This is a genomic window from Actinomadura sp. NPDC000929, assembly GCF_040492065.1.
Lineage (GTDB): Bacteria > Actinomycetota > Actinomycetes > Streptosporangiales > Streptosporangiaceae > Spirillospora > Spirillospora verrucosospora.
In genome coordinates this window covers 1-24479 of record NZ_JBEUPA010000028.1, presented here as the reverse complement: position 1 = coordinate 24479, position 24479 = coordinate 1, and the positions used below count along the sequence as shown (strand labels likewise).

The following is a 24479-nucleotide window of genomic DNA, read 5'->3' as shown; positions in this document are numbered from 1 at the left end:
GCGGGGTTCGGAAAGTGTGGATAACCCTGGGTCAGCGGCGCCGGGACGCCGCGGCCGCGAGGACGAGTAGCGCCGCCAGGAGGGCCGCGACGCGGGTCAGCGTGCCAGGCGTCGCGAGGTAGACGCCACCGAAGACGGCGATCGCGAGGACGTTCGACAGCAGCGCGCCCGTGTTCGTCAGGGCGGAGACGGACGAGGCCTGCGCCGGTCCCGCGGCCCCGGTGATCCGGTCGACCAGAGGGCTGAAGGCGGCGGCGTGACCGGCCCCGGCGGCGTACAGGAGGGGCACCGCCAGGAGCACCGGCCAGCCGTCCCGGGTCAGGAGGGCCAGTGCCGAAGCGGCCGCGGCGAACGTGAGCAGACCCCATGTCGGCAGGTCCCCTCGCAGAGAGAGGGGCAGGCGCGTCCACCCCAGGCCCGCCGTCGCGAAGCCCGCCGTGTACGGGAGGAAGGTGAGCCCGGCGTGGAGCGGCGAGAAGCCGAGCACGTTCTGCAGGTAGAGCGCGAGCGTGAAGAGGAAGCCGGTGTAGGCGCCCATCACCGCGCAGGAGGCGAACAGGCCGGGCTTGATGAACGGTCTGCGCAACACTGAGAGGTCCAGAAGCGGCGACGCCGTTCTCATCTCATGGACGCAGAAGATGGCGAGCACAACGCATCCCGTCGCTATGGACGGCCACGTCCACAGCGGCCAGTGCTGTTCCCTTCCGAGAACCAGGGGCACGACGAGCGCGCCCATGCCGCAGGAGAGGAGGACCACGCCGGGCAGGTCCAGGCGGACGGGCTTCCTGTGTTCCGGCGGCATCAGACGTGGTCCGATGGCGAGGAGCGCGGCCCCCACAGGGACATTGACCAGGAAGATGGGCCGCCAACTGCCGCCGAGGGTCACGATGACGCCTCCCGCCACCTGGCCCAAGGCGACCCCCAACGCCAGGACCATCGAGTACAGGCCGAGTGCACGTGCCCTGGCCGCCCCCTTGAAGGACAGCTGGATCAAAGAGAGAACCTGCGGAAGCAGGAGCGCGGCCGCTGCACCCTGGCAGATCCTCGCGGCGACAAGGACGGCACCGGTCGGCGCCAGCCCGCACGCCAACGATGCGACCGTGAAGCCGAACAGCCCGAGGAAGAACATCGAGCGGTGGCCGTAGCTGTCGCCCAGCCGCGCGCCCGTGACCACGAGGACGGCCAAGGCGAAGATGTAGCCGCCCGTGACGAGTTGCAGCAGAGAGCCGGACGCGTGCAGACCTTCCGCGATGTCCGGCATCGCCACCGCCACGATGGAGCCGTCCATCGACACCATCGCCTGCCCCGTGAGCAGCACCGCTAGAAGCCATCGTCCGACCATTCCGCGAGTGTGCTGGGCGGCCTTCCGGCGGCGCTTGAAGATGTTTGCCCCTGCGTACGATGACGGGCATGCGCGAATCGACCACCGTGGCGGAGACGGAAGACTTCTCTGTCCACGCGGTGCGCTGCACGGGGCACCAGCCCGGATGGTCGGAGCCCGAGCCGTTCACCGGGGATCAGATCGTCCTGGTGCGGTCGGGGCGGTTCCGCATGCGGTCGCGCCACGGACGCGCCGTCGTCGACCGCACCATGGGCTATGCCCAGACCGTCGGTGAGGAGGGCCGGTTCGCGCATCCCGCGGGCGGCGACGTGTGCACGTCGATCATGCTCTCCCCCGCCCTGTGGCGGTGCCCGTCCGGGACGGTCAGGGTCAGCGCGCGGGCGGACGTCGCCCATCGCCTCCTCCTGCGCTCCGGCCCCGACGTGGCCTTCGAGACGGCCGAGCGGCTGATGGGCCTGCTCGCCCACCTCGCCGTGGACGAGCAGGGCGGGAAGCGCCGCGCCCTGGTCGACGAGGCACGCGAGGCCATGGCGAGCGGCCATCAGGAGGCGGCCGGGCTCGTCTCCCTGGCACGGCTCCTGGAGGTCTCCCCCTCCCACCTGAGCCGGACGTTCCGCCGCGAGACCGGCATGTCCGTCACTCGTTACCGGAACAGGATCCGGGTGGGGCTCGCCCTGGACCGCCTGGAGCAGGGCGAACGGGACCTGTCCGGCCTCGCCGCCGATCTCGGCTTCGCCGACCACGCGCATCTCACCCGGACGGTCAGAGCGGAGACCGGTCACCCGCCGACCGTCCTGCGCCGCCTCCTGCGCCCCTGAGGCCCTCCTCCCGGGCGCCCGGGGGTCAGAGCTGGGGGGCGATGACGACGCCCAGCATGCCGGGGCCGACGTGGGCGCCGATGACGGGGCCGACCTCGCCGACGTAGACGTCCTGGACGTGCGGGACGCGTTCGCGCAGCCGGGCGGCGAGGGTCTCGGCGCGGGCGGCGGCAGAGAGGTGCTGGACGCCGAGGTCGACGCGCCGGGCTCCGGCCTCGGCCACGGCCAGCTCCTCCAGCCGGGCGAGCGCCCGCGAGGACGTGCGGACCTTCTCCAGCGGCGCGATGCGCCCGCCGGTGATCTCCAGGAGCGGCTTCACCATCAGCGCGGAGCCCCACAGGGAGGCGGCGGCGCCGATCCGGCCGCCCCGCCGCAGGTGCTCCAGGGTGTCGACGTAGATGAGGGAGCGGGTGAGCCCGGCCCGCCGGACGGCGGCGGACACGGCGTCGGCGGCGGACCCGCCCGCCATCGCGGCGGCCGCCGCGGAGAGCGCGGCGAATCCGAGGCCCATGCCGATGGTCCCGCTGTCGACGACCCGCACGGGCACGGGGGCGTCCTCGGCGGCGAGCCGCGCCGCCTCGACCGTCCCCGACAAGGCGGAGGCCAGGTGCACGGACACCACCACGTGCGCGCCCGAGGCGGCCGCCGCCTCGTAGGCGTCGGCGAACCGCCGGGGCGCGGGACGGGACGTGGTGACGGGGTGCCATTCCTTCAGCGCCAGGGCGGCCTCGGCGGTGCTGATGTCGCCTTCGTCCCGGGTGGCGCCGCCGACGGCGATCTGCAGGGGGACGACGGTCAGCCCGTGCCGTTCGGCGAGCCCGGGGGGAAGGTAGGCGGTGGAATCGGTGACGACCGCGACCGCGCTGCCCATGCCGGCGACACTACCCGCCGCCCCCGCCTCCTCCGTCAGGGCTGGACGGGGACGCCGCCGCGCCAGATGCGCAGGGCGCGGAGCCCGAACGCCCAGGCGAAGGCGCCCTCGTGGTCGGCGTCCCACAGGACGATGTCGGCGAGCATGCCCGGGGCGAGGGAGCCGCGGTCGCCGACGCGCAGCGCGGCGGCGCCGCCGAGGGTGGCGGCGCGCAGCGCCTCGGTCACGCTGAGCCCGAACATCGCGACCGACAGCCCGATGACGAGGGGCATGGAGGTGATGCCGCACTGGCCGGGGTTGTGGTCGGTGCCGAGGGCGACGGTGACGCCGCGGTCGAGCATCTGCCGGACGGGCGCGGGGGCGCGGCTGCTGTTGAGGGAGCTGCCGGGGCAGACGGTGGCGGTGACGCCGGCGTGGGCGAGGGCCTTGATGTCGTCGTCGTTGGCCTGGGTGAGCAGGTCGGCGGAGGCGCAGCCGACCTCGGCGGCGACCTGGGCGGCGCCGATGCGCTCGTTGGCGCAGGCGTGCATGCGGGCCTTGAGGCCGGCGCGCTTGCCGGTGAGCAGGAGGGCGCGGGCCTCCTCGGCGGTGAAGTGGCCCTCGTCGCAGTAGACGTCGATCGAGTCGGCGCCGGCGACGGCGGCGTCGCCGGCCCAGAGGCGGACGGCCTCGATGTAGTCGCGGCGGCGTCCGAAGAACTCGGGCGGCAGGATGTGCGCGGCGAGGAACGTGGCGTGGATGCGGGGCATGGAGGGCTCGCCCTCCAGCGACCGCAGCATCCGGATGTCGGCGAGCTCGCCGTCGCGGGTGAGGTGGTAGCCGGTCTTGGCCTCGACGGTGGTGGTGCCGGCGAGGATCCACTGGCGGAGCCGTTCGCGGACGCCGTTGCAGAGCGTCCAGGGGTCGGTTCCCCGGGTGACGGTCACGGTGGAGTTGACGCCGCCGCCCGCCGCGGTGATGGCCGAGTGGGACGAGCCGCTGGTGCGCATGGCGAGCTCGGCCCACCGGTTGCCCGCGTAGACGGGGTGGGAGTGGGCGTCGATGAGGCCGGGCGTGACGAGGCCGCCGCCGAGGTTCTCGACGTGGTCGACGTCGACGATGTCGTCGATGATGCCGGGGACGCTCTGCGGGAGGTCGGAGGCGGGCCCGGCCCAGACGATGCGGTCGTCGTGGATGAGCACCGCGGCGTTGCTGCAGACGTCGGTGCCCGTCCAGAGCCTGCCGATGTTCGTCAACAGCCGTACCGTCATAGGGTCACCGACCTGGATGGGGCCATGCGCACGTGAGCGCGGTGCAGGATGCCGTGGGGCGACGGTGCGGGCCGCGGTCCCTCGTTCGAGCGTTCGGACCTGCCATGGTTGGGCCACCTGCTCTCGATCCGAAACGCCGACTGGGTGCCGGCGGCTCCACCTGTGGAGGGTCGGGTGGCCGGGGGGCCACCGCTGGCAACGAGACCGGAGGTATCGGTTTCGTCACGGTAGTGCACGGAACGTCCGTCCGACAACCTCTGATCGCAGCACATCGACACCCATCACCCCGCCCCTTAGCTCTACGACGGTACGGATTTCAACCGCACCGTCAAGCGGATTGGACAAGCTGTCATCGTTCGGCGACCAAGGGGCGTCTTCGGACGTTCTCGAATCGGTCACTGGGCCCATCCCAAACCCACCGGGGCTCCTGCGGAGGCACCCGGTGGGTGAGGATGATCAGGCCGTCGGGGAGACGGTCTCGTACTGGGCCAGTTCACCCGCGAGGTCGACCGGAAGGCGGGCGTGCAGAACGGTGCCCTCGGCGACGTGCTCCTGCTTGAGGACCTCGCCGCGCTCGTGCACGCGCGCGACGAGGTCGCCGCGCTCGTACGGCACCAGGACGTGCAGTTCGCTCTCCAGACCCGGCAGGTCGGCCTCGATCGCGGCGCGCAGCTCCTCGATGCCGAACCCGGTGCGGGCGGACACGACGACGCTGTGCGGCTCACGGCGCTGCAGGCGCGCGATCGCGAGCTCGTCGGCGGCGTCCGCCTTGTTGATCACGATGATCTCCGGGATGCGGTCCGCGCCGATCTCGCGCAGCACCTCGCGGACGGCGTCGATCTGCGCCTCGGGGTCGGCGTCGGAGCCGTCGACGACGTGCAGGACCAGCCCGGCGTCGGTGACCTCCTCCAGCGTCGAGCGGAACGCCTCGACGAGCTGGTGCGGCAGGTGCCGGACGAACCCGACGGTGTCGGCCAGGGTGTAGGCGCGGCCGCCCGGCGTCTCGGCGCGCCGGACGGTGGGGTCGAGGGTGGCGAACAGCGCGTCCTCCACCAGGACCCCGGCGCCCGTGAGCCGGTTGAGCAGGGACGACTTGCCCGCGTTGGTGTAGCCGGCGATGGCCACGGCGGGCACCTGGTGGCGGCGCCGCTCGCCGCGCTTGGTGTCGCGCGACTTGGACATCTCGGCGATCTGGCGGCGCAGCTTGGCCATCCGGGTGCGGATCCGCCGCCGGTCCAGCTCGATCTTGGTCTCGCCGGGGCCGCGGCCGCCGATGCCGACGCCGCCCGCGGCGCGCCCGCCGACCTGCCGGGACAGGTTGCCGCCCCAGCCGCGCAGCCGCGGCATCAGGTAGTCGAGCTGCGCGAGCTCCACCTGCGCCTTGCCCTCGCGGCTCTTGGCGTGCTGGGCGAAGATGTCCAGGATCAGCGCCGTCCGGTCGATCACCTTGACCTGGACGGTCTCCTCCAGGTGGCGCAGCTGGCTCGGCGCCAGCTCGCCGTCGCAGATGACGGTGTCCGCGCCGGTGGAGATCACGATGTCGCGCAGCTCCGCCGCCTTGCCGGAGCCGATGTAGGTCGCCGAGTCGGGGCGGGTCCGGCGCTGGACGAGGCCCTCGAGCACCTGCGAGCCCGCGGTCTCGGCGAGCAGCGCCAGCTCGCGCAGGGAGTTCTCGGCCTCCGCGGCCGTCCCCTCCGTCCACACGCCGACGAGCACGACCCGCTCAAGCCGGAGGGCGCGGTACTCGACCTCGGTGACGTCGGTCAGTTCGGTGGAGAGGCCCGCGACGCGGCGCAGTGCCCGTCGCTCTTCCAGGTCGAGCTCGCCCGTCAGGGGCTCGTACTCGAACTCGTCAGGGGCCTGGGTCTCGTCTGCAGAGAAAGGTTCAGTCATATGTCCTCGTAGAACGCCGCTTCGCGGCCGTATCTTCCCCGCGATGGTCTCACGCACCATCCCCACCGGTCACCTGGTTATCACCCGGTTTCCCCCTGGGTTGACGCAAGCGCGCGCGGGGAGGTCTGCAGGGGACCCCGCTTTGACCGGCCTCCGTACCGGCGAGTACCGTTCTCCACATAACAGAAGTCGAATTTCGCTATACGAAAGGGCAGGCAGATGGCTGGACTGGAAGGCATCGAGGTCACCGGACCCCTCGGCGAGCGGTACGAGGAGATCCTGACCCCCGAGGCGCTCGGCCTGCTCGCCGCCCTGCAGCGCGAGCTGGGCGCCCGCCGCAAGGAGCTGCTGGAGGCGCGCGCGGAGCGCCAGCGCAAGCTGTCCGCGGGCGGGACCCTCGACTTCCTGCCCGAGACCGCCGGCATCCGCGGCGACGACTCCTGGCGCGTCGCCGCGCCCGCGCCCGGCCTGGAGGACCGCCGCGTCGAGATCACCGGCCCGACCGACCGGAAGATGACGATCAACGCGCTGAACTCGGGCGCCAAGGTGTGGCTGGCCGACTTCGAGGACGCCAACACCCCGCTGTGGAACAACATGGTCGAGGGGCAGCTCAACCTGCGGGACGCCCTCGACCGCACCATCGACTTCACCGACGCCAGGAGCGGCAAGTCCTACGCGCTGAAGGACGACGGGGAGCTCGCGACGATCGTCGTCCGGCCGCGCGGCTGGCACATGGAGGAGAAGCACCTGCTCGTCGACGGCGAGCCCATGTCCGGGTCGCTGTTCGACTTCGGCCTCTACTTCTTCCACAGCGCCCGCAGGCAGCTCGACAAGGGCAAGGGCCCCTACTTCTACCTGCCGAAGATGGAGAGCCACCTCGAGGCGCGGCTCTGGAACGACGCGTTCAACCTCGCCCAGGACGCCCTGGAGATCCCGCGCGGCACCATCCGCGCGACCGTGCTGATCGAGACGATCCCGGCCGCGTTCGAGATGGAGGAGATCCTCTACGAGCTGCGCGACCACTCGGCCGGCCTGAACGCGGGCCGCTGGGACTACCTCTTCTCGGTGATCAAGAAGTTCCGGGACCGGGGCACCGACTACGTGCTGCCCGAGCGCAACGCGATCACGATGACCGCGCCGTTCATGCGGGCCTACACCGAACTGCTCGTGCGGACGTGCCACAAGCGGGGCGCGCACGCGATCGGCGGCATGGCGGCGTTCATCCCGTCCCGCCGCGACGAGGAGGTCAACCGGGTCGCGCTGGAGAAGGTCCGCGCCGACAAGACCCGCGAGTCCGGCGACGGCTTCGACGGCTCCTGGGTCGCCCACCCCGACCTCGTCCCGGTCTGCCGCGAGGTGTTCGACGGCGTCCTCGGGGACAGGCCGAACCAGCGCGACCGGCTCCGCGAGGACGTGCACGTCTCCGCCGCCGACCTGCTCAACGTCAAGGCCACCCCCGGCGAGATCACCGAGGCGGGCCTGCGCAACAACATCGACGTGGCGCTGCGCTACCTGGCCACCTGGCTGGACGGAGCGGGCGCGGTCGCGATCCACAACCTGATGGAGGACGCGGCCACCGCGGAGATCTCCCGCTCCCAGGTGTGGCAGTGGATCTACAACGGCGTCTCCACCGCGGAGGGCCAGAAGATCACCAAGGAGTGGGTGGAGCAGCTCCTGGACGAGGAGCTGGGCAAGATCCGCGAGGAGCTGGGGCAGGCGTACAACGAGCCCCGCTACAACCAGGCCGTGGAGCTCTTCAAGGAGGTCACGCTGGCCGACGAGTACTCCGAGTTCCTCACCACGCCGGCCTACCAGCAGTTCCCGTAGGGGCCGGCTCCGGCGGCGTTCGCGGGCCGTCCGGGAGAGGCGTTCCGGACGGCCCGCAGGGCCTTGCGACCGCTCGGCGGGCGAGGGATCGTGGAGAGAGTGGAGACCATGCTCACGGCGCTCGGACTCAGGCTGGAGGCGCTGCTCGGGCCCGGCCGGGTGATCAGCGATCCGGTGCGGCTGCGCACCTACGAGTGCGACGGCCTCACCAACCACCGGTGCACGCCCGGCGTCGTCGTGCTGCCCGACACCGCCGAGCAGATCGCCGCGATCGTGCGGGAGTGCGCGGCGGCCGGGGTCCCCTACGTCGCGCGCGGGTCGGGCACGGGCCTGTCGGGCGGGGCGCTCCCCCGCGCCGACGGCGTGCTGATCGTCACGTCCCGGATGAACCGGATCCTGGAGATCGACATCCCCGGGCAGCGGGCCGTGGTGGAGCCGGGCGTGATCAACCTGGACGTGACGCGGGCCGTCCGCCCGCACGGGTACTACTTCGCGCCCGACCCGTCCAGCCAGCAGATCTGCTCGGTGGGCGGCAACGTCGCCGAGAACTCCGGCGGCGCGCACTGCCTGAAGTACGGGTTCACCGCCCACCACGTGCTGGCCTGCGAGGTCGTCACGCCCGACGGCGAGCTCGTCGAGCTCGCGGCGGACGGGCCCGGCTACGACCTGCTCGGCGTGTTCGTCGGGGCGGAGGGCACGCTCGGCATCGCCACCAAGATCACGGTGCGGCTGACGCGGGTCCCCGAGACCGTGCAGACGCTGCTGGCCGCGTTCGGCTCGATCGAGGCGGGCGGCGCCGCGGTGTCGGCGATCATCGGCGCGGGCGTCGTCCCGGCGGCGATCGAGATGATGGACGCGCTGGCGATCGAGGCGGCCGAGGCGGCGGTCCGCTGCGAGTACCCGCCGGGCGCCGGCGCGGTGCTGATCGTGGAGCTGGACGGCCCGGAGGCCGAGGTCGCCGCCCAGTTCACCGAGGTGGAGCGGATGTGCCGGGACGCGGGCGCCTTCGAGATCCGCATCGCCGCCGACGACGCGCAGCGGGCGCTGATCTGGAAGGGGCGCAAGTCGGCGTTCGCGGCCGTGGGCCGGATCAGCCCCGCCTACCTCGTCCAGGACGGCGTCATCCCCCGGACCGTGCTCCCGGACGTCCTGGCCAGGATCGACGCCCTGTCCGCCAAGTCGGGCGTGCGGGTCGCGAACGTGTTCCACGCGGGAGACGGCAACCTGCATCCGCTGGTGCTGTTCGACGACGCCGAGCCGGGCGCGGAGGAGCGCGCCGAGGAGGTCTCGGGCGCGATCCTCGACCTGTGCATCGAGCACGGCGGCTCCATCACCGGCGAGCACGGGGTCGGCGTGGACAAGGCCCGCTACATGCCGCGCATGTTCACCGACGCCGACCTGGACACGATGCAGATGGTCCGCTGCGGCTTCGATCCGGCGGGGCTGTGCAATCCGGGCAAGGTCTTCCCCACGCCGCGGCTGTGCGGGGAGGTGCCCGGCAAGCGCAAGGGCCCGCACCCGTTCGAGGGAAAGGCGGACATCTTCTGATGCGGCCCCTGGACGCCCTGGCGAAGGTCTGCGGCGACGTTCGGCCCGGTGAGGCCGCCGAAGGCGTGCTCGGCGTGGAGCCCGCGCTCGTCGCGGCGCCGAAGAACCTGACTGAGGCCGCCGACGTCATGCGCGTGGCCGCCGAGAAGGGCCTGGCCGTCGTCCCGCGTGGGGCCGAGACCCGGTTGGACTGGGGCGAGCCACCGGAACGCTGCGACCTGCTCATCGACACCCATCGGTTCAACAGGCTCGTCGAGCACACGGCAGGCGACCTCGTCGCCAAAGCGGAGGCCGGGCTCGCGATGGAGGACTTCGCCGAGAAACTGGCCGAACGGGGGCAGAGGCTCGCGCTCGACGTCCCGCTACCGGGTTCGACGGTCGGCGGGACGATCGCCACGAGCGCCGCCGGTCCCCTGCGCACGCTCTACGGGACGCCCAGGAACCTGGTCATCGGGCTCACGGTCGTCCGGGCGGACGGCCAGGTCGCGCGCTCCGGAGGCAAGGTCGTCAAGAACGTCGCCGGGTACGACCTGGGGCGGCTCTTCGCCGGTTCCTACGGAACGCTCGGCCTGATCGTGGACGCCACGTTCCGCCTGCATCCGATCCCCGAGGCGACCGCGTACGTGACGTGCGCCGTCGACGGGCCGGAGGACGCGCACGACGCGGTCCAGACCGTCCTGCACTCCCCCGTCGCCCCGAGCGCGGTCGAGTACATCAGCCCGGGAACGGTCGCGGTCTTCCTGGAGGGCGTTCCCGACGGCGTCGCCGCGCGCTCTCGGCAGACCGCGGAGCTCCTCGGTGAGAAAGCCGAGATCTCCGGCACCGCACCGGACGGCTGGGGCCTCTACCCGGAGGGCACCACCCTCATCGACATCGGCGCCCCGCCGCCCTCGCTCCGCGACGTCATCCGCACGCTCGGCCCGGACGCCGCCGCCACCTGGAGCGCCGGCGGGCACGGTCACGTCGGGCTTTCCGCCGGCCTCGGCCCGAACGAGGTGGCCGATGTCCTCGGCCGTCTGAGGGACGTGCTGAAGACGCACCGCGGTCACGCCGTCGTCCGCTACGCGCCGCAGGAGGTGCGCGGCGAGATCGACCTGTGGGGGCCGGTTCCGGCGCTGACGCTGATGCGGCGGGTGAAGGACCAGTTCGACCCGGATCACCGTCTGTCCCCGGGCCGTTTCGTAGGAGGGATGTGATGAGCGCCCAGGACGACCTCCCGGACCTGCTCAACGACTGCGTGCACTGCGGTTTCTGCCTTCCGACATGCCCCACCTATGTGCTGTGGGGCGAGGAGATGGACTCTCCCCGGGGCCGCATCCATCTGATGCAGCAGCACGCGGACGGCGAACCGCTCAGCGGGCCGATGGTCGAGCACTTCGACCGCTGCCTCGGATGCATGGCGTGCGTGACGTCCTGCCCGTCCGGCGTGCAGTACGACAGGCTCATCGAGATGACCCGCGCCGACGTCGAACGCGAACACCCCCGTTCGCTGAAGGAACGCGCCCTACGGGAGATGGTCTTCCAGCTGTTCCCGTACAGGCGGAGGCTCCGAGCCCTGCGCGGGCCCCTGCGCGCCTACCAGAAATCGGGGCTGGAACGACTCGTGCGGCGCAGTGGCCTCCTGGAACGCGTTTCACCGTCCCTGGCGGCGATGGAGCGGCTCGCGCCGCCCCTCGGCAAGGCGCCGAGGCTCCCCGAGCGGGTCGCCGCGCGCGGGGAGCGCCGCGCCACGGTCGGGATGCTCACCGGGTGCGTCCAGGGCGAGTTCTTCCCGGGCGTCAACGCCGCCACGGCCCGCGTGCTGGCGATGGAGGGCTGCGACGTCGTCATCCCCAGGAACCAGGGATGCTGCGGCGCGCTGTCCCTGCACTCGGGACGGGAGGACGAGGCCCGCGCCTTCGCCCGCCGGACGGTCGAGACCTTCGAGGCCGTCGACGTGATCGTGGTGAACTCCGCGGGCTGCGGGTCCGCGATGAAGGAGTACCGGGCGCTGCTGGCCGACGATCCGGAATGGTCCGGGCGGGCTGAGGCGCTCTCGGCCAGGACGCGGGACCTGGCCGAGTACCTGGTGGAGCTCGGGCCGCGGGCCGAGCGGCGGCCGCTTCCGGTCACGGTCGCCTACCACGACGCCTGCCACCTCGCCCACGCGCAGGGCGTCCGGAGCCAGCCCCGCGAGCTGCTGTCCGCCATCCCCCGGCTGACCGTCCGCGAGATCGCCGAACCGGACGTCTGCTGCGGATCGGCCGGGACCTATAACCTGTTCCAGCCGGAGGCCGCCGGAGAGCTCGGCGACCGCAAGGCGGTGAACGTGGACGCCACCGGAGCCGAACTACTGGTCGCCGCCAACCCCGGCTGCTCGATGCAGATCGCCACGGCGCTGCGCTGGCGCGGGGCCGCCATCGCGGTCGCGCACACCGCGCAGGTGCTGGACGCCTCCCTGCGAGGACTCGGCCGCGATGCCCTTATCGCGCGCGGTTCGTAGCCCTCAGACCGGGACCGCCGCCGATCCGGCCGTCAGGTATGGTGGCCTGCCCGCCGTGGGCAGGACACGCCGACCGAGCCGGAGAGGGCCGAGGGAGCAGCGACGACCATGTCCGACAGCCGCCAGCCGTACCGCTCGCACCGCCGCAGGAAGAAGAGCCACGCGGGAAGGCTCGGACTCGCCGGCGCACTGACCGGCGCCGTCGGGATCGCCGCGGTGGCCGGAGCGATCGTGCTCCTGCGGCCCGGCACGGGCGACGGCACGGCGTCCCCGCCGCCGAGCCTCGCCGGCCAGGGCGACGACGCGGCGGTCACGTCCGTGCCCGCCCCGAAGGCCGGCCCGCCGGTCGGTTTCACGACCCCGGAGGGCTACGGCTACAGCCTCGCCGCCGTCATGGCGGGGACGTCCCGGCAGCCGATCGGCGCCACGCAGGCCCCGCCGTCCGGCACGACCTACGCCTACGCCGACTACGTCCTCACCAACAGCGGGCGGCGCCCCGTCCTGCTGGACTTCCCCGCCGACCTGTTCATGCCGAAGTCGCAGGTCCCGTCGTCGGCGCAGGAGCGGTGCATGCCGCAGGCGGGCATCCCGGACGACATGTGCACCCTCCCCAACCACAGCACGGTCACCGCGCGGATCGGCGGATCGAAGGCGCCCGTCGAGGACGGCGGCGACACGATGATCCCGGCGGGCGCCTCCTACGTGGTCCGCGTCGCGTCCGACCTCCCGGTCAAGGAGGACCTCTCCGCCGACGACCTGCGCCTGTACGTGTGGAACGCCCGCTTCGCCAGCGACCGCAAGGGCGTCCGGCTCGCCTTCCCGTGAGCTTCACCGGCCGGTGAAGCCGATGTCCTGATAGACGGGCCTCCGGAAACCGCCGGCCCCCACGTTGGCGAGGTCCGCGCGCACCGCGACGAGCTGGGGGCGCTGGTACAGCGGCAACACCGACGCCTGGCGCCAGATGAGCCGGTCGGTCCTGTTCACCAGAGCGCGGGCCCTCTCGGGGGCGATCTCCGCGACGGCCTGGTCCATCGCCGCGTCGATGGCGGCGCTGCCGATCCGCGAGTAGTTCTGCTGGACGTTACGTCCGCGCGGTCGTGCGAACACGGCTTTCATCTGCGAGACGGGGAACGGGGTGCCGAGCCACGAGAACGGGACGATGTCCATGTTCCCGGGCGTGACGTAGCGCTCGAAGACGTCGTCTGCGGGGACGACCTGGATGTCCACTCGGACGCCTATGCGTTCGAGCAGCGCACGCGTCAGTTCTCCTTCCCGCCTGCTGATGGGGACCCCGGACGGAACCACGAACCGCAGCGCGAGCCTGCGTCCCGCCTTGGCGCGGTACTTGCCCCGGGGTCTCCAGCCTGCCTCGTCTAGGAGGCGTCTGGCCCGAGCGGGATCGTAGGCCCCCAGCCCGCTGGAGTTGTCCAGGTAGCCGGTTTGAGTGTTGACGTAGAAGTGGTTCCCGAGCGTCTGGACCGGTACGCCGAGGCCTGACAGGTCGGATCGTGCGATGACCTGCCGGTCGATGCCGAGCATGACCGCCCGGCGCACCCGGGCGTCGGACAGGATGGGGCCGGCCGCGTTGAAGGTGAAGTTCCGCCAGTCCGGCCCGCCCGCCCTGCGGACGGCGGCGCCGGGGACGCCCTGGACACGCTGCAACGCGTCCGCGTCGAGACCGATGTCCATCAGGTCGATCTCACCGTTGGCGAACGCGCCGGGCATCGCGCTGGTGTCCATGGCGCGAAAGACGATCCGGTCGAGCTTTGCCGGCGCACCCCACCATGCCGGGTTCCGCACCAGGGTCAGCGTCTTGGCAGTCCGGTCGATCTGCTGGAGTCTGAACGGTCCGGCCGTGACAGGTACGCGGCCCATCCACCCTGTGTTGAACGCGCTTGGGCTGGCGTAGGCGGTGGCCGGGTACAGGGGGCTGAACAGGCTGCGCCAGTCCGCGTAGGTGTGGGCGAACATCACCTTGACCACGTGCTCGTCGGCACCGCGTTCGACTCGCTCGATCTGCCGGTACCCGGTGACGGTCGAGACCTCGTAGCGCGGGTCACGACCAGACAGCGCATGGGTCTGCGCCAGGAAATCGGCGAAACCGATGGGCCGTCCGTCCGACCATCTGGCACGCGGGTTGAGCCGGTAGGTCACGGTCTGGCCGTGCCGGGTCCGCTTCAACGTGGCCGACTCCAGGTACTCCGGAACGGGGTGCGGGACGACCTTCTCGTCTGCACGCATCAGATACGGCAGAACGCCCTGAATGACGTGCTCCACCGCGCCCTTGGCGCCGTTGATGTGGTTGGTGTTCCACTGGGACGGGAACTCGGGGAGCGGCCAGCGAAGCGTTCCGCCCTTGGCGACGCGGTCGCGCGGAGTCGGGTTCACATCCGCCGCCGGGAGCGCCCCGGACGCGTTGGACGTCGCTGTCTCCGGGGCACGGCACCCGTTGCCGGTGATGAGCGCTATTCCAAGTAGGACGGCGGCGACGACCTGTCTCATCGTTCGGACTCCGCCGAGACGAGCGGATGGTGGCAGGCGACGGAGCGGTCCGCCGCCATGGCGAGCGGCATCGGATCGTGGTGTTCGCATAGGCGTCTGTCGTCGAGGGTGAGCGTGGCGTAGTGCGGGCAGCGAGCACGGAACCGGCACCCTGCGGGCCCGGCCGCAGGGTCGGACGGGTCACCGTCAAGAAGGAAGCGGCGAGCTCGATCTGGGCGGGAAGAAGGGACCGCGTCCAGCAGCGCCCGTGTATAGGGATGAGCGGGAGCCCCGTACATGTCGGCGACCGGCCCGATCTCAACGACGCGGCCCCTGTGCATCACGGCGACCCGGTCGGCGAAGCCCCGCACCAGGGGGAGGTCGTGGGTGACGAACAGGCACGCCATGCCGAGCCGCGCCCGAAGCCCTGCCAGCACGTTCATGACGCTCGCCTGCACGGCGGTGTCCAGTGCGGACACAGGCTCGTCCAAGAGGAGAAGACGGGGCTCCAAGGCGAGGGCTCTGGCCAGGGCTACACGCTGCCTTTGCCCGCCCGAGAGCGCATGCGGGAAACGCCGCGCATAGCCGGGTTCCAAGCCCACCGTCGCGAGAAGCTCCTCGACGCGACCACCGATCGGCGTGCGATGCGCGAGGAGCGGTTCGGCGATGATGTCGGCGACCCGCATACGCGGGTTCAGCGAGGCGTACGGGTCCTGGAACACGACCTGGACGTCCCTACGCAGAGCCTTGCGGTGGACGGCGCGCAAGGCGGCCGTGTCTTGGCCCAAGACCCTGACGCGCCCGTCCTGAGGACGGGACAACCGCAGAATCTCCATCAGCGTCGTGGTCTTACCGGACCCTGACTCCCCCACCAGCGCAAGCGTTTCCCGCTCACGGACGTCGAAGCTCGCGCCGTCCACGGCCCGCACCTCTCCGGCCCGCCGCCGCAGCAGCGCCCCTCTAGATAAGGGATACCGGCGGACCAGGCCGTCCACCTGAAGAACCACCGGACGCTCAGGCCGAGCACGCGGAACCGGCGCATCTCCCGCTCGCGTCCATGGGCGCACCAGGCGGCTCGCGAAGGGCGTCTGGGGCCTACAGAGAACATGCTCCGCCGTGCCCGTCTCCACCACCCGGCCCTCGTGCAGCACCATCACGCGGTCCGCGAATCCGGCGACGGCGCCCAGATCGTGGCTGATCAGCACGACCGCGGCCCCGCTCGCCTCCCGGGCGACCCGCAGGACGTCCAGCACCCGCGCCTGGACCGTCATGTCGAGGGCCGAGGCGGGCTCGTCGGCGAGGATCGCGACCGGGTCGTGGGCGACGGCCATGGCGATCATCACCCGCTGCCGCATCCCGCCGGACAGCTCATGCGGGTAGCAGCGGGCCCGCCGCGCCGCCTCCGGCATGCCGACCAGTTCGAGCAGGTCCAGAGCGCGGGCGCGGGCCGCCGAGCGGCTCACCGCCGAGTGGATACGAACGGCCTCGACGATCTGGTCTCCCACCCTGTGGACGGGCGAGAGCGCCGACGACGGATCCTGGAAGACCATCGCCAGGTCCTTGCCGCGCACCCGCGAGAGTTCCGCGTCGGTCCGTCCCAGCAGTTCCTGGCCGCGCAGACGCACAGAGCCCGTCACGCGCGCTCCCTCCGGGAGCAGCCCCATGAGAGCGAGCGCGAGCGAGGTCTTGCCGGCTCCCGATTCGCCGACGAGCCCGAGCGCCTCCCCGGCCTCGACCGAGAAGCTCACACCGCGCAGGACGTGCGCACCCGTCGCGTGACCGACCGCCAGGTCGGCGACCCGCAGGACCGTCAACGCCCGGCCTCCGGGTCGAGAGCGTCCCGCAGCCCGTCGCCGATCAGGTTCACCGCGACGACGATCGAGACGAGCAGCCCGGCGGCGAACCCGAACGCCCATGGATGCGCGGTCGCCCCGCCCCGGCCGTCGGCGATGACCGTGCCGAGCGAGACGTCCGGCGGGCGCGTCCCGAACCCGAGGTAGGACAGCCCGCTCTCGGCGACGACCGCGACGCTCACGTTCAGGCTCGCGTCCACGGCCAGCAGTGACGCCAGCCCGGGCGCCACATGCCGCGCGACCAGCCGCGGCGTGCCGACGCCGAGGAACCGCGCGGCCAGCACGTGGTCGCGGTTCCGCAGGGAGAGCGTCGCGGCCCGGACCGCGCGGGCGGTGACCATCCACATGAACGCGGCCAGCAGCGCCGCGAGCACCGGCCACCCTCCGGCGATCCGGGACGCCAGGACGGTCACGACCAGGAAGGACGGGAGCACCAGCAGCAGATCGACGCCCCACATCAGCACCCGGTCGGCCCCGCCGCCGAGGAAACCGGCCGCGGTCCCGACGACGGCGGCGAGCCCCGTCGACAGCAGGGCGGCGCTCAGGCCGACCAGCAGCGAGTTCTGCGCGCCGCGCAGGGTGAAGGCGAAGACGTCGCGTCCGCTCTGGGTCGTGCCGAGCCAGTGGCCGCCGGACGGCCCCTGCCGGAACGCGGTGAAGTCCGTCTCGTCCCATCCCCACGGCGAGACGAGCGGCCCGGCGAAGGCCAGGAGGAACAACAGCACGAGCAGGACCGCCCCCGCCACCGTGCGACGACCGGCGGTCATGGCGCGGCTCCCGCGCGGACGCGGGGGTCCAGCGCCGCGGCCAGGACGTCGGACGTGAGAGCGGCCAGGAGGACGGCGCAGGCGGCGAGGCACTCGATGGCGGCGACGGCGTTCACGTCGCCCCGGGAGATGGAGTCGACGAGCCACTCCCCCAGCCCGTGCCGCCCGAAGGCCGTCTCGGTGAACACCCCGCCGAGGAGAACCAGTCCGGACGTGTAGGCGAAGTAGGCGGTCATCGGGACGATCGCGGTCCGGAGCCCGTGCCGCAGCAGCGCGCCGCGCCGCCGGAGACCCCTGGCCCTCGCGGCGCGCACGTGGTCGGCGTGCAGCACGTCCAGCATCAGGCCGCGCTGGTAGCGGGCGTAGAGAGCGATCTGGCAGAGCGCGATCGTGGCCGTGGGCAGTATCAGCCGGCGCGCTCGGTCCGCGAGATCCCAGAGCCGACCCCCGGACGGCCCCGGCGCGGACTCCCCCAGCCAGACGAACACCCGCATCCCCAGGGCGTCGTTGGCCTCACCGGCCATGATCTGTAAAAGCGGCGCGAGGACGAACACGGGGACGGCCAGCAGCAGATAAGAGCCGCCGGAGACCAGCCTGTCGGCCGCCCGGCCGTGCCGGGCGGCGGCGTAGGCGCCAAGGGCGACGCCCAAGGCGCCTCCCAGGACGGCCCCCGGAGCGACCAGGCGAAAGCTCACTCCGAGCCTGCGCCACAACTCGCCTTCGACCGGCTCACCGTCCCACGTCCGGCCGAAATCGCCCTGCGCCACGCCCCTGGCCCAGGTGAGGTACCGCTCCGCCAAAGGCGTCCGGTCATCGAGGTTCAGCGCAACTAGCCGCGCCTCGATGACGGCCTGCGGCGGACGGGGCGCGCGGTCTTCGAGCCCTGCCCGCGGATCGAGCGCCGCGGCGGCGAGCAGGTAGCCGAGGCTGGCGGCGAGCACGGCCAGCGCCGCGTGGTTCGCCACCCGCCGCACCATGAACGTCGCCACCGTCCGCCCCTCCGCACACCACCCAGGAGTCACCGAATGCTATTGATTGACCACGGAACGCGTACAGGATTCGCCAAGAGTCACGGCCTTGAGGGTCACGCGAGCGCCGGTTCGCGGCCGCGCTCGGCCTCGCCGGCCGAACGCCTCCGCAGACCGCCGAAGACCACGAGCCCGAGACCGGCAGTGGCCCAGGCCGCCAGGACGGCGAGCGGGCGGGCGCCTCCGGCGCCGTCGAAGAACGCCGCCGACCGAAGGAGGGTGGCCGACGCACCCGGCGGCAGGTACTGGCCGATCGCGCCCCACGGCTGCGGCAGCAGCTCGGGCGCCGAGGTGGCCGCCGACAGAGGATTGCCGAGCAGCAGCAGCGTCAGCGCGCCGAGTCCGAAGCCGGCGCGGCCGATGGCGGCGGCCAAGCCGACCACGGTTCCGGTCACGGCGAGGACGGTCAGCGCCATGACTCCGGCGAGCGTGACGTAGGAGCCGGGAAGCAGCGACAGCCAGCCTTGCGCGATCCAGGCGACGTCCAACCCGCCCAGCACGGCGAAGATCGCCGTGCCGGCGGTGCGCCAGGCGAGGGACGGGATGGCGAACGTCAGCAGCACCGCGGCCGCGAGCCCGGACATGACCAGCGGTAGCGCGAGAGCGCCGAAACCCGCCCCGCGGGGGTCGTCGGAGTCCGCGGCGACCACGTCCTGGACGGGCGGGGACACCGGGGCGCCCCCGGGACTGAGCCGCGTCGCCATCGCGCCGAGCTGCTGGGCGACCAGCGGCGAGGCGGCGGAGGCGGTGAGCACCTTCGGGCCGGACGGCGCCGTGACGACCGCGCCGTAGGCCTCGCGATCCGCGATCGCCGCACGGGCGGCGGCCTCGTCCGGAGCGGTCCGGACGTCGAAGGCGCCCGGCCGCGCGCGGTCGAGCAGGTCGGCGGCCTCGGCGGCCCGCGGACCGGTCACGACGACCGGGACGTCACGCGGCGCCGTCCGCGCGGCGGGCCACGAGAAGGCCACGACCATGACGAGCTGCAGCAGCGCCGCGCCGGCGGCCACGCCGACGGCGCGCGCGGCGGGGGAAGTCCGCACGATCTCCTCCAAAAAACGAATGTCCGTTCTCTTTGGCGCGGAGCCTGGCACCCCCTCCGGAACTTGTCAAGAAACGAACGTTCGTTTTAGATTGGTGCCATGCCGAGAGTCAGCGAGGAGCACCTGGAGCGCCGCCGCCACCAGATCCTGGAAGCGGCGCGGACCTGCTTCATCCGCAAGGGCATCCACGCGACGTCCATGCAGGACGTCTTCGCCGAGGCCGGGCTCTCCGCCGGCGCCGTCTACCGGTACTTCAAGAGCAAGAACGAGATCATCGAGGCGAACATCGCCACCGTGATCGGCGACCTGCGCACGTTCTTCACCGTGCTCGCCGACAGCGACCCGCTGCTCCCCATCGACGAGATGGCCGAGCGGTTCGCCTCCCGGGTCGTCGCCCTGTCCGGCGAGGACGGCCCGCTCCGGCTCGCGCCCCAGGCCTGGGCGCTCGCCACGCACGATCCGGAGATCGCCGCGTACGTCGCCGACAACGTGGCCGGGCTGCGCGACACCTGGACCCGCTACATCCGCCGGCTGGTCGGCGCCGGCCTGCTCCCCGCCGACACCGACGCCGTGGCCGCCGGCAAGACGCTGTTCGCGCTCTTCCCCGGCTTCCTGATCCAGCGCCTGCTCCTCGACGACTTCACCGCCGAGGACATGAGGCGTGGCGTGAGGGCCCTGACGCGCGAGAGCATGCTGACTCCGGCGTCCTGACCCGTCCCTCCCCGCACGCGCGCCCGCCCCCTCCCCGCACGCCGACACGCCCGGAAGCCCGGTACGCGGCCACGACTGGCCGCTGACCTGCACCTTCCGTTCATATCGGGCGTTTCCCCAGCTACCATCACGGCACGCCCGCATGCATCGCGACCGGAACGCTCTCCGCCCGACCGGTCCGGCGGTGTCCTGAGGCGGACGCGCTCAAGCCTGCGGGACAGGGAGCTGCGCGTTTTAACATTCCATTACTTTCGGGCGGGGAGTGTGCATGGAGACGGAAGAGCACGACCGCGCGGCGGGGCGCGTGGGCGCCCTCCTCGCGCTGACCGCGGTCGCGTCCGTCGCCGCATCTTTGATCATCGGCGCCCGCGTTCCGTCCGAACTGCGGATGGTGTGGTGGCATCCCGAGATCCTGGTCGCCCTGGCCTGGACGCCCGTGGGCGCCGTCCTGCTGCGGCACAGGCCCGGCCTGACGGTCGCCTGGCTCATGGTCGGCGCGGGTTTCAGCGCCTCGCTGTACGTGCTCTCCCTCAACCTCGGTCCCTGGCTCGAACTCCACCGCGCGCCCGGGGCCGGGTTCGTCCAGTGGCTCGCCGTCTGGCTGTGGGCCGTTGACACCTACGCCCTGACCCTCGTGCTGCCGCTGATCTTCCCGGACGGGCGGCTGGTGTCGCGGTGGTTCCGGCCCGCCCTCGCCCTCGCCTGCCTCGTCCCGGTCGTCGTCTGCGCGCACCTGACGGTCGACCCGGGCGTGCGCCGCTGGCACAACGGCGTCTCGGTGTACCCGTTCGAGGAGATCCCGCTCCCGATCAGCGCGGTCATCGTCACCGCCCTGGCGGCGGGCCTGTTCTCGGTGGCCGTGCGGTTCGTGCAGGCGCCGCCGGACGTGCGGCGGCAGATCGCCTGGGTGGTCTACCCGGGCATCCTCGCCGAGGCGATCATCTTCGTCGGCGAGAACGGCCCGATCGGCGACCCGCTGCGCGACCTCACCATCGTCGCCGTCCCCATCTGCATCGCGATCGCGATCACCCGCTACCGGCTGTACGACATCGACCTCGTGGTCAGCCGGACGCTGGTGTACGCGGGCCTCGTCGTCGTCATCACCGGCGTGTACTTCGCGCTCGTCGGCACCGCGAGCCTGCTGGCCCACGGCCGCGGCACCCTCGCCGGGCTCGCCGGGGCGATCGTCGCCGGCGCGGTCTTCGAACCCGTCCGGCGGCGCCTGCAGCGCATGGTGGACGCGTTCATCCACGGCGAGCGCGACCCGTACCGGATCGCCGACCGGCTGAACCGGCGGCTGCAGACCGCCGCGAACCCGGGCGCCGCGCTGGCCGTCGCCGCCGAGGTGGCGCGTTCGGCCCTGCACGCGACCGGCGTCACGATCGAGGTGCTGGACCGCGACGGCCGGACGGTCTCGGCGGAGGACGGCGTGCTCGGCGACCGCCCGCAGCTCATCCCGCTGGTGTGGCACGGCGAGCCGGTGGGGCGCCTGCTGTTCGGCGTCACCCGCACCCCGGACGCGCGCCTGTCGAACGTCCTCGCCCGCAACCTCGCCGAGCTGGCGAACGCGGCGCGGCTCTCCGCGGACGTCCAGCGGTCCCGGGAGCACATCCTGCGCACGCGGGAGGAGGAGCGGCGGCGGCTGCGCCGCGACCTGCACGACGGGCTCGGGCCGACGCTGGCCAGCCTCGCCATGACGGTGGACGCCGCGCGCATCACGCTCAGGACCGACCCCGAGGCGGTCGACGGCTTGCTGGAGGAGCTGCGCGCCACCATGGGGCGCACGATCGGCGACATCAGGGAGCTCGTGTACGGCCTGCGGCCGCCCGCCCTGGACGATCTCGGGCTGGAGGGCGCGATCCAGGCGCTCGGCGGGGTCGTCGCCGCCGGAGACGGCCCGCGGGTGGACGTGCGCGTCGAGGGCGACCTGAAGGGCCTGCCGGCCGCCGCCGAGGTCGCCGCGTACCGGATCGTCCAGGAGGCGCTGACGAACGTCCATCGCCACGCCGGAGCGGGCTGCGCCGAGGTGCGCCTGCATCTGAACGGCGATCTGCACGTCACCGTCGACGACGACGGTGTGGGACTGCCCGACCAGGTGCGTTCCGGCATCGGCATGTCCTCCATGCGCGAGCGCGCGGCCGAGCTGGGCGGATCCTGCACGGTGGGGCCCGGCCCCAAGGGCGGAACCCTGGTCCGCGCCAGACTGCCGGTCAACGGCGTCTCCCCCTGAGGCGCCCCCTCCGGGTGGGAGGGCCGGTGACCGCCCCCCGCCAAGAAGGTCGCCACCGGCCCTCAGGCTCCGTACGGGCCCGGGGCTCCCATCCCGGTCCATACGGGCCATTCACCAGAGGGTGTGCAAGAGAGAAGTTATGCGGCGGAAGGTCCCGCCGGAGAGGGACAGTTGTCCCGTCTGTGCCGGGACCGCTCCGGGACCGGCGCACACCCAGGTGAGACGGTCGCCCGCTAGATCCAGCCGGGCCGCGTCTCGCCCTCGGCGACCAGGACGGCCGGGCCGCTCAGGTAGCTGGTCTCGCCGTCCAGGACGACGGTCACCCGCCCGCCGGGGACGTCCACGGTCCATTCGGCGCCGTCGGCGACGCCTCCGGCCGCCGCCGCGGCCACCGCGACGGTCCCGGTGCCGCACGAGCGGGTCTCGCCCGAGCCGCGCTCGTACACCCGCATCTCGACGTGCCGCTCCCCCACGCCGCGGAAGAACTCGACGTTCACCCCCGCGGGGAAGACCGCCGGGTCGAAGTCGGGGGCGCGCGACAGGTCGAGTGCGGCGACGGGCCCGGTGACGCGGCACGCCAGATGCGGGTTGCCGACGCTGACCCGCTCGCCCGCGAAGCTCGCGCCCGCCAGGCTCGCCTCGCCCGGGCCGAGGAGCTCCGGCCGGCCCATCTCCACGGTGACGTCCCCGGACGGGCCGAGCGTCACGCGGCGCAGGCCCGCGCGGGTGGCCAGGTCCCACTCCCCGGGCGGGGCCAGGCCCGCGTCGACCAGGTAGCGGGCGAAGACGCGCACCCCGTTGCCGCACATCTCGGCGATGCTGCCGTCGGCGTTGCGGTAGTCCATGAACCACTCGGCGTCGGCGTCGACGTCGGCGGCCTTCGTCCGGACCGCGCGCAGGACGCCGTCCGCGCCGATCCCCGCCCGCCGGTCGCACAGCCGCGCGACGGCCTCCGGGGTGAGGTCCAGGACGCCGTCCGGATCGGGGAGGATCACGAAGTCGTTCTCGGTGCCATGCCCCTTGACGAACCGCATGCCCCCGATCATATGGGCTCCGGCCGCCCCTGCCTCACCAGGGCCTCGGCACGATCGGCCAGGTCGGGGGCGTCGTAGGCCAGCCACAGCACGCGCGGGTCGCGGCGGAACCACGACTCCTGGCGGCGGGCGAAACGCCGCGTCGTCCGGACGGTGTCCTCCCTGGCCTGCTCCTCCGTCCACTCCCCCGCCAGGAACCGCAGCACCTGCGCGTATCCGAGGGCGCGCCCGGCGGTCAGACCGTCCCGCAGCCCCCGCTTCTCCAGCTCCCGGACCTCGTCGACCAGGCCCGCCTCCCACATCCGCTCCACCCGCAGGGCGATGCGCTCGTCCAGCTCGTCACGGGGCACGCTCAGCCCGATCTGCACGACGTCGTCGTAGCGGTACCGGTGCTCGGGCAGGGTCGCGGTGAACGGGCGGCCGGAGATCTCGACGACCTCCAGCGCCCGCACGATCCGGCGGCCGTTGCTCGGCAGGATCGCCTCCGCGGCCGCGGGGTCCAGGCCGCGCAGCCGCTCGTGCAGCGGACCGGGCCCGACCCGCGCCAGCTCCTCCTCCAGGCGGCCCCGCACGGCCGGGTCCGTCCCCGGGAACTCCATCCGGTCGAGGGCGGCGCGCACGTACAGCCCGGAACCGCCGACCAGCACGGGCAGCCGCCCCCGGCCCCGGATCCGCGCGATGGCGTCGGCGCTGAGCCGCTGGTACTCGGCGACGCTCGCGGTGGCCGTGACGTCCCAGACGTCCAGCAGGTGGTGCGGGACCCCGCGCATCTCGGCCGCGGACAGCTTCGCGGTGCCGATGTCCATGCCGCGGTACAGCTGCATCGAGTCGGCGTTGACCGCCTCCCCGTCCAGCCGGAGGGCCAGCTCGACGGCCAGGTCGGACTTGCCGGCCGCCGTGGCGCCGACGACCGCGATCACATGCGGGGCATTGGGTGAGGTCACGGGATTGATTGTGGCAACAGAACGGGTATGGCCGGAATGAACGGGTGCCGCGCCGCGCCCGCGGTGCCGAACGAGCCGAGGGATCCGGGGGGATTCGATGTCGATCGTCGACAAGGTCAAGCAGATGCTCGGGCAGCACGCCGACAAGGCCAAGCAGGGCGTCGAGAAGGCAGGGGACGCGTTCGACCAGCGGACGGGCGGCAAGCACGCCGACAAGGTCGACCGGGTCCAGGACCAGGCCGGCCGGTACATCGACCGCGAGGGCGGCCAGGCCGGCGGGACGGGCGGGCAGCCCGGCGAGACCGGCGGCCACCCCGGCGCCGCGGGCGAGCACCCCGGCGGGACGGGCGGGCAGCCCGG

Annotated in this window: 20 protein-coding genes; 9 read left to right on the top strand and 11 right to left on the bottom strand. The window is 72.6% G+C overall.

Features of this window, described 5'->3' with window-relative positions; translation table 11 throughout:
• Window positions 1-31: 31 nt before the first annotated feature.
• Entirely contained in the window at window positions 32-1342 is a 1311-nt protein-coding gene (locus tag ABWI04_RS13350) for an MFS transporter (RefSeq protein WP_353832577.1), read from the bottom strand.
• Between the two features lie 68 nt (window positions 1343-1410).
• Between ABWI04_RS13350 and ABWI04_RS13345 the strand changes: the two genes are divergently transcribed.
• Window positions 1411-2160: a helix-turn-helix domain-containing protein gene (locus tag ABWI04_RS13345; RefSeq protein ID WP_353832576.1), complete on the top strand. Its 750-nt coding sequence runs from the start codon at window positions 1411-1413 to the stop codon at window positions 2158-2160.
• 25 nt (window positions 2161-2185) lie between these two features.
• Here the strand turns inward: ABWI04_RS13345 and ABWI04_RS13340 are convergent, their stop codons facing one another.
• From ABWI04_RS13340 to hflX, 3 genes are all read right to left on the bottom strand, one after another.
• Entirely contained in the window at window positions 2186-3031 is an 846-nt protein-coding gene (locus ABWI04_RS13340) for a DegV family protein (protein WP_353832575.1), read from the bottom strand.
• A 35-nt stretch (window positions 3032-3066) separates the two neighbouring features.
• A complete protein-coding gene (gene hutI, locus ABWI04_RS13335; protein WP_067631854.1) occupies window positions 3067-4281 on the bottom strand; it encodes an imidazolonepropionase in 1215 nt (404 codons plus the stop codon).
• Between the two features lie 456 nt (window positions 4282-4737).
• Window positions 4738-6174: a GTPase HflX gene (gene hflX / locus ABWI04_RS13330; protein ID WP_345174362.1), complete on the bottom strand. Its 1437-nt coding sequence runs from the start codon at window positions 6172-6174 to the stop codon at window positions 4738-4740.
• Window positions 6175-6393: 219 nt separating this feature from the next.
• Between hflX and aceB the strand changes: the two genes are divergently transcribed.
• The 5 genes from aceB (at window position 6394) to ABWI04_RS13305 (ending at window position 12856) form a co-directional block, all read left to right on the top strand.
• Entirely contained in the window at window positions 6394-8001 is a 1608-nt protein-coding gene (gene aceB, locus ABWI04_RS13325; protein WP_345174360.1) for a malate synthase A, read from the top strand.
• Window positions 8002-8109: 108 nt separating this feature from the next.
• Window positions 8110-9549: an FAD-linked oxidase C-terminal domain-containing protein gene (locus tag ABWI04_RS13320; protein ID WP_345174748.1), complete on the top strand. Its 1440-nt coding sequence runs from the start codon at window positions 8110-8112 to the stop codon at window positions 9547-9549.
• Entirely contained in the window at window positions 9549-10745 is a 1197-nt protein-coding gene (locus tag ABWI04_RS13315) for an FAD-binding oxidoreductase (protein ID WP_353832574.1), read from the top strand. The genes ABWI04_RS13320 and ABWI04_RS13315 overlap by 1 nt, the downstream gene beginning before the upstream one ends.
• A complete protein-coding gene (locus tag ABWI04_RS13310) occupies window positions 10745-12031 on the top strand; it encodes a (Fe-S)-binding protein (protein ID WP_353832573.1) in 1287 nt (428 codons plus the stop codon). Before ABWI04_RS13315 ends, ABWI04_RS13310 begins: the two co-directional genes overlap by 1 nt.
• A 108-nt stretch (window positions 12032-12139) precedes the next feature.
• The gene (locus tag ABWI04_RS13305) at window positions 12140-12856 is read left to right on the top strand and encodes a hypothetical protein (protein WP_353832572.1); all 717 of its coding nucleotides are present in this window, start codon (window positions 12140-12142) and stop codon (window positions 12854-12856) included.
• A gap of 3 nt (window positions 12857-12859) precedes the next feature.
• On the opposite strand, the gene ABWI04_RS13300 is transcribed toward ABWI04_RS13305, so the two are convergent.
• The 5 genes from ABWI04_RS13300 to ABWI04_RS13280 all read right to left on the bottom strand — a co-directional run bounded on the left by ABWI04_RS13300 (window position 12860) and on the right by ABWI04_RS13280 (window position 19200).
• Window positions 12860-14533 carry an ABC transporter family substrate-binding protein gene (locus tag ABWI04_RS13300; protein ID WP_353832571.1) on the bottom strand — a complete coding sequence of 558 codons (1674 nt, stop codon included), beginning with the start codon at window positions 14531-14533 and terminating at the stop codon, window positions 12860-12862.
• Window positions 14530-16326, bottom strand: a complete 1797-nt coding sequence (locus tag ABWI04_RS13295; protein WP_353832570.1) for an ABC transporter ATP-binding protein — start codon at window positions 16324-16326, stop codon at window positions 14530-14532. Before ABWI04_RS13295 ends, ABWI04_RS13300 begins: the two co-directional genes overlap by 4 nt.
• The gene (locus tag ABWI04_RS13290) at window positions 16323-17132 is read right to left on the bottom strand and encodes an ABC transporter permease (protein WP_345174346.1); all 810 of its coding nucleotides are present in this window, start codon (window positions 17130-17132) and stop codon (window positions 16323-16325) included. The genes ABWI04_RS13295 and ABWI04_RS13290 overlap by 4 nt, the downstream gene beginning before the upstream one ends.
• Window positions 17129-18121 carry an ABC transporter permease gene (locus ABWI04_RS13285; protein ID WP_353832569.1) on the bottom strand — a complete coding sequence of 331 codons (993 nt, stop codon included), beginning with the start codon at window positions 18119-18121 and terminating at the stop codon, window positions 17129-17131. The genes ABWI04_RS13290 and ABWI04_RS13285 overlap by 4 nt, the downstream gene beginning before the upstream one ends.
• 95 nt (window positions 18122-18216) lie before the next feature.
• Window positions 18217-19200: a hypothetical protein gene (locus tag ABWI04_RS13280; protein ID WP_353832568.1), complete on the bottom strand. Its 984-nt coding sequence runs from the start codon at window positions 19198-19200 to the stop codon at window positions 18217-18219.
• A 99-nt stretch (window positions 19201-19299) separates the two neighbouring features.
• On the opposite strand from ABWI04_RS13280, the gene ABWI04_RS13275 reads away from it, so the two are divergent.
• Together ABWI04_RS13275 and ABWI04_RS13270 are read left to right on the top strand one after the other, a co-directional pair.
• The gene (locus ABWI04_RS13275; RefSeq protein ID WP_353832567.1) at window positions 19300-19911 is read left to right on the top strand and encodes a TetR/AcrR family transcriptional regulator; all 612 of its coding nucleotides are present in this window, start codon (window positions 19300-19302) and stop codon (window positions 19909-19911) included.
• 268 nt (window positions 19912-20179) lie between these two features.
• Window positions 20180-22141: a sensor histidine kinase gene (locus ABWI04_RS13270; protein WP_345174337.1), complete on the top strand. Its 1962-nt coding sequence runs from the start codon at window positions 20180-20182 to the stop codon at window positions 22139-22141.
• 233 nt (window positions 22142-22374) lie between these two features.
• Here the strand turns inward: ABWI04_RS13270 and dapF are convergent, their stop codons facing one another.
• Window positions 22375-23175 carry a diaminopimelate epimerase gene (gene dapF, locus ABWI04_RS13265; protein WP_345174335.1) on the bottom strand — a complete coding sequence of 267 codons (801 nt, stop codon included), beginning with the start codon at window positions 23173-23175 and terminating at the stop codon, window positions 22375-22377.
• An 8-nt stretch (window positions 23176-23183) separates the two neighbouring features.
• On the bottom strand, window positions 23184-24095 hold the full coding sequence (miaA, locus tag ABWI04_RS13260) for a tRNA (adenosine(37)-N6)-dimethylallyltransferase MiaA (protein ID WP_353832599.1): 912 nt from the start codon (window positions 24093-24095) through the stop codon (window positions 23184-23186).
• 121 nt (window positions 24096-24216) lie between these two features.
• Here miaA and ABWI04_RS13255 point away from each other — a divergent pair.
• Window positions 24217-24479: antitoxin (locus ABWI04_RS13255; protein WP_353832566.1), on the top strand; the 263-nt coding region annotated here is incomplete at its 3' end.

Bases quoted from the DNA above. Each gene is read 5' to 3' on its own strand.
- ABWI04_RS13315 (WP_353832574.1), top strand. From the start codon at position 9,549: ATGCGGCCCCTGGACGCCCTGGCGAAGGTCTGCGGCGACGTTCGGCCC.
- ABWI04_RS13290 (WP_345174346.1), bottom strand. From the start codon at position 17,132: ATGACCGCCGGTCGTCGCACGGTGGCGGGGGCGGTCCTGCTCGTGCTG.
- hflX (WP_345174362.1), bottom strand. From the start codon at position 6,174: ATGACTGAACCTTTCTCTGCAGACGAGACCCAGGCCCCTGACGAGTTC.
- ABWI04_RS13350 (WP_353832577.1), bottom strand. From the start codon at position 1,342: ATGGTCGGACGATGGCTTCTAGCGGTGCTGCTCACGGGGCAGGCGATG.
- ABWI04_RS13275 (WP_353832567.1), top strand. From the start codon at position 19,300: ATGCCGAGAGTCAGCGAGGAGCACCTGGAGCGCCGCCGCCACCAGATC.
- dapF (WP_345174335.1), bottom strand. From the start codon at position 23,175: ATGCGGTTCGTCAAGGGGCATGGCACCGAGAACGACTTCGTGATCCTC.
- ABWI04_RS13305 (WP_353832572.1), top strand. From the start codon at position 12,140: ATGTCCGACAGCCGCCAGCCGTACCGCTCGCACCGCCGCAGGAAGAAG.
- ABWI04_RS13300 (WP_353832571.1), bottom strand. From the start codon at position 14,533: ATGAGACAGGTCGTCGCCGCCGTCCTACTTGGAATAGCGCTCATCACC.
- ABWI04_RS13320 (WP_345174748.1), top strand. From the start codon at position 8,110: ATGCTCACGGCGCTCGGACTCAGGCTGGAGGCGCTGCTCGGGCCCGGC.
- ABWI04_RS13270 (WP_345174337.1), top strand. From the start codon at position 20,180: ATGGAGACGGAAGAGCACGACCGCGCGGCGGGGCGCGTGGGCGCCCTC.
- ABWI04_RS13345 (WP_353832576.1), top strand. From the start codon at position 1,411: ATGCGCGAATCGACCACCGTGGCGGAGACGGAAGACTTCTCTGTCCAC.
- aceB (WP_345174360.1), top strand. From the start codon at position 6,394: ATGGCTGGACTGGAAGGCATCGAGGTCACCGGACCCCTCGGCGAGCGG.
- ABWI04_RS13310 (WP_353832573.1), top strand. From the start codon at position 10,745: ATGAGCGCCCAGGACGACCTCCCGGACCTGCTCAACGACTGCGTGCAC.
- hutI (WP_067631854.1), bottom strand. From the start codon at position 4,281: ATGACGGTACGGCTGTTGACGAACATCGGCAGGCTCTGGACGGGCACC.
- ABWI04_RS13340 (WP_353832575.1), bottom strand. From the start codon at position 3,031: ATGGGCAGCGCGGTCGCGGTCGTCACCGATTCCACCGCCTACCTTCCC.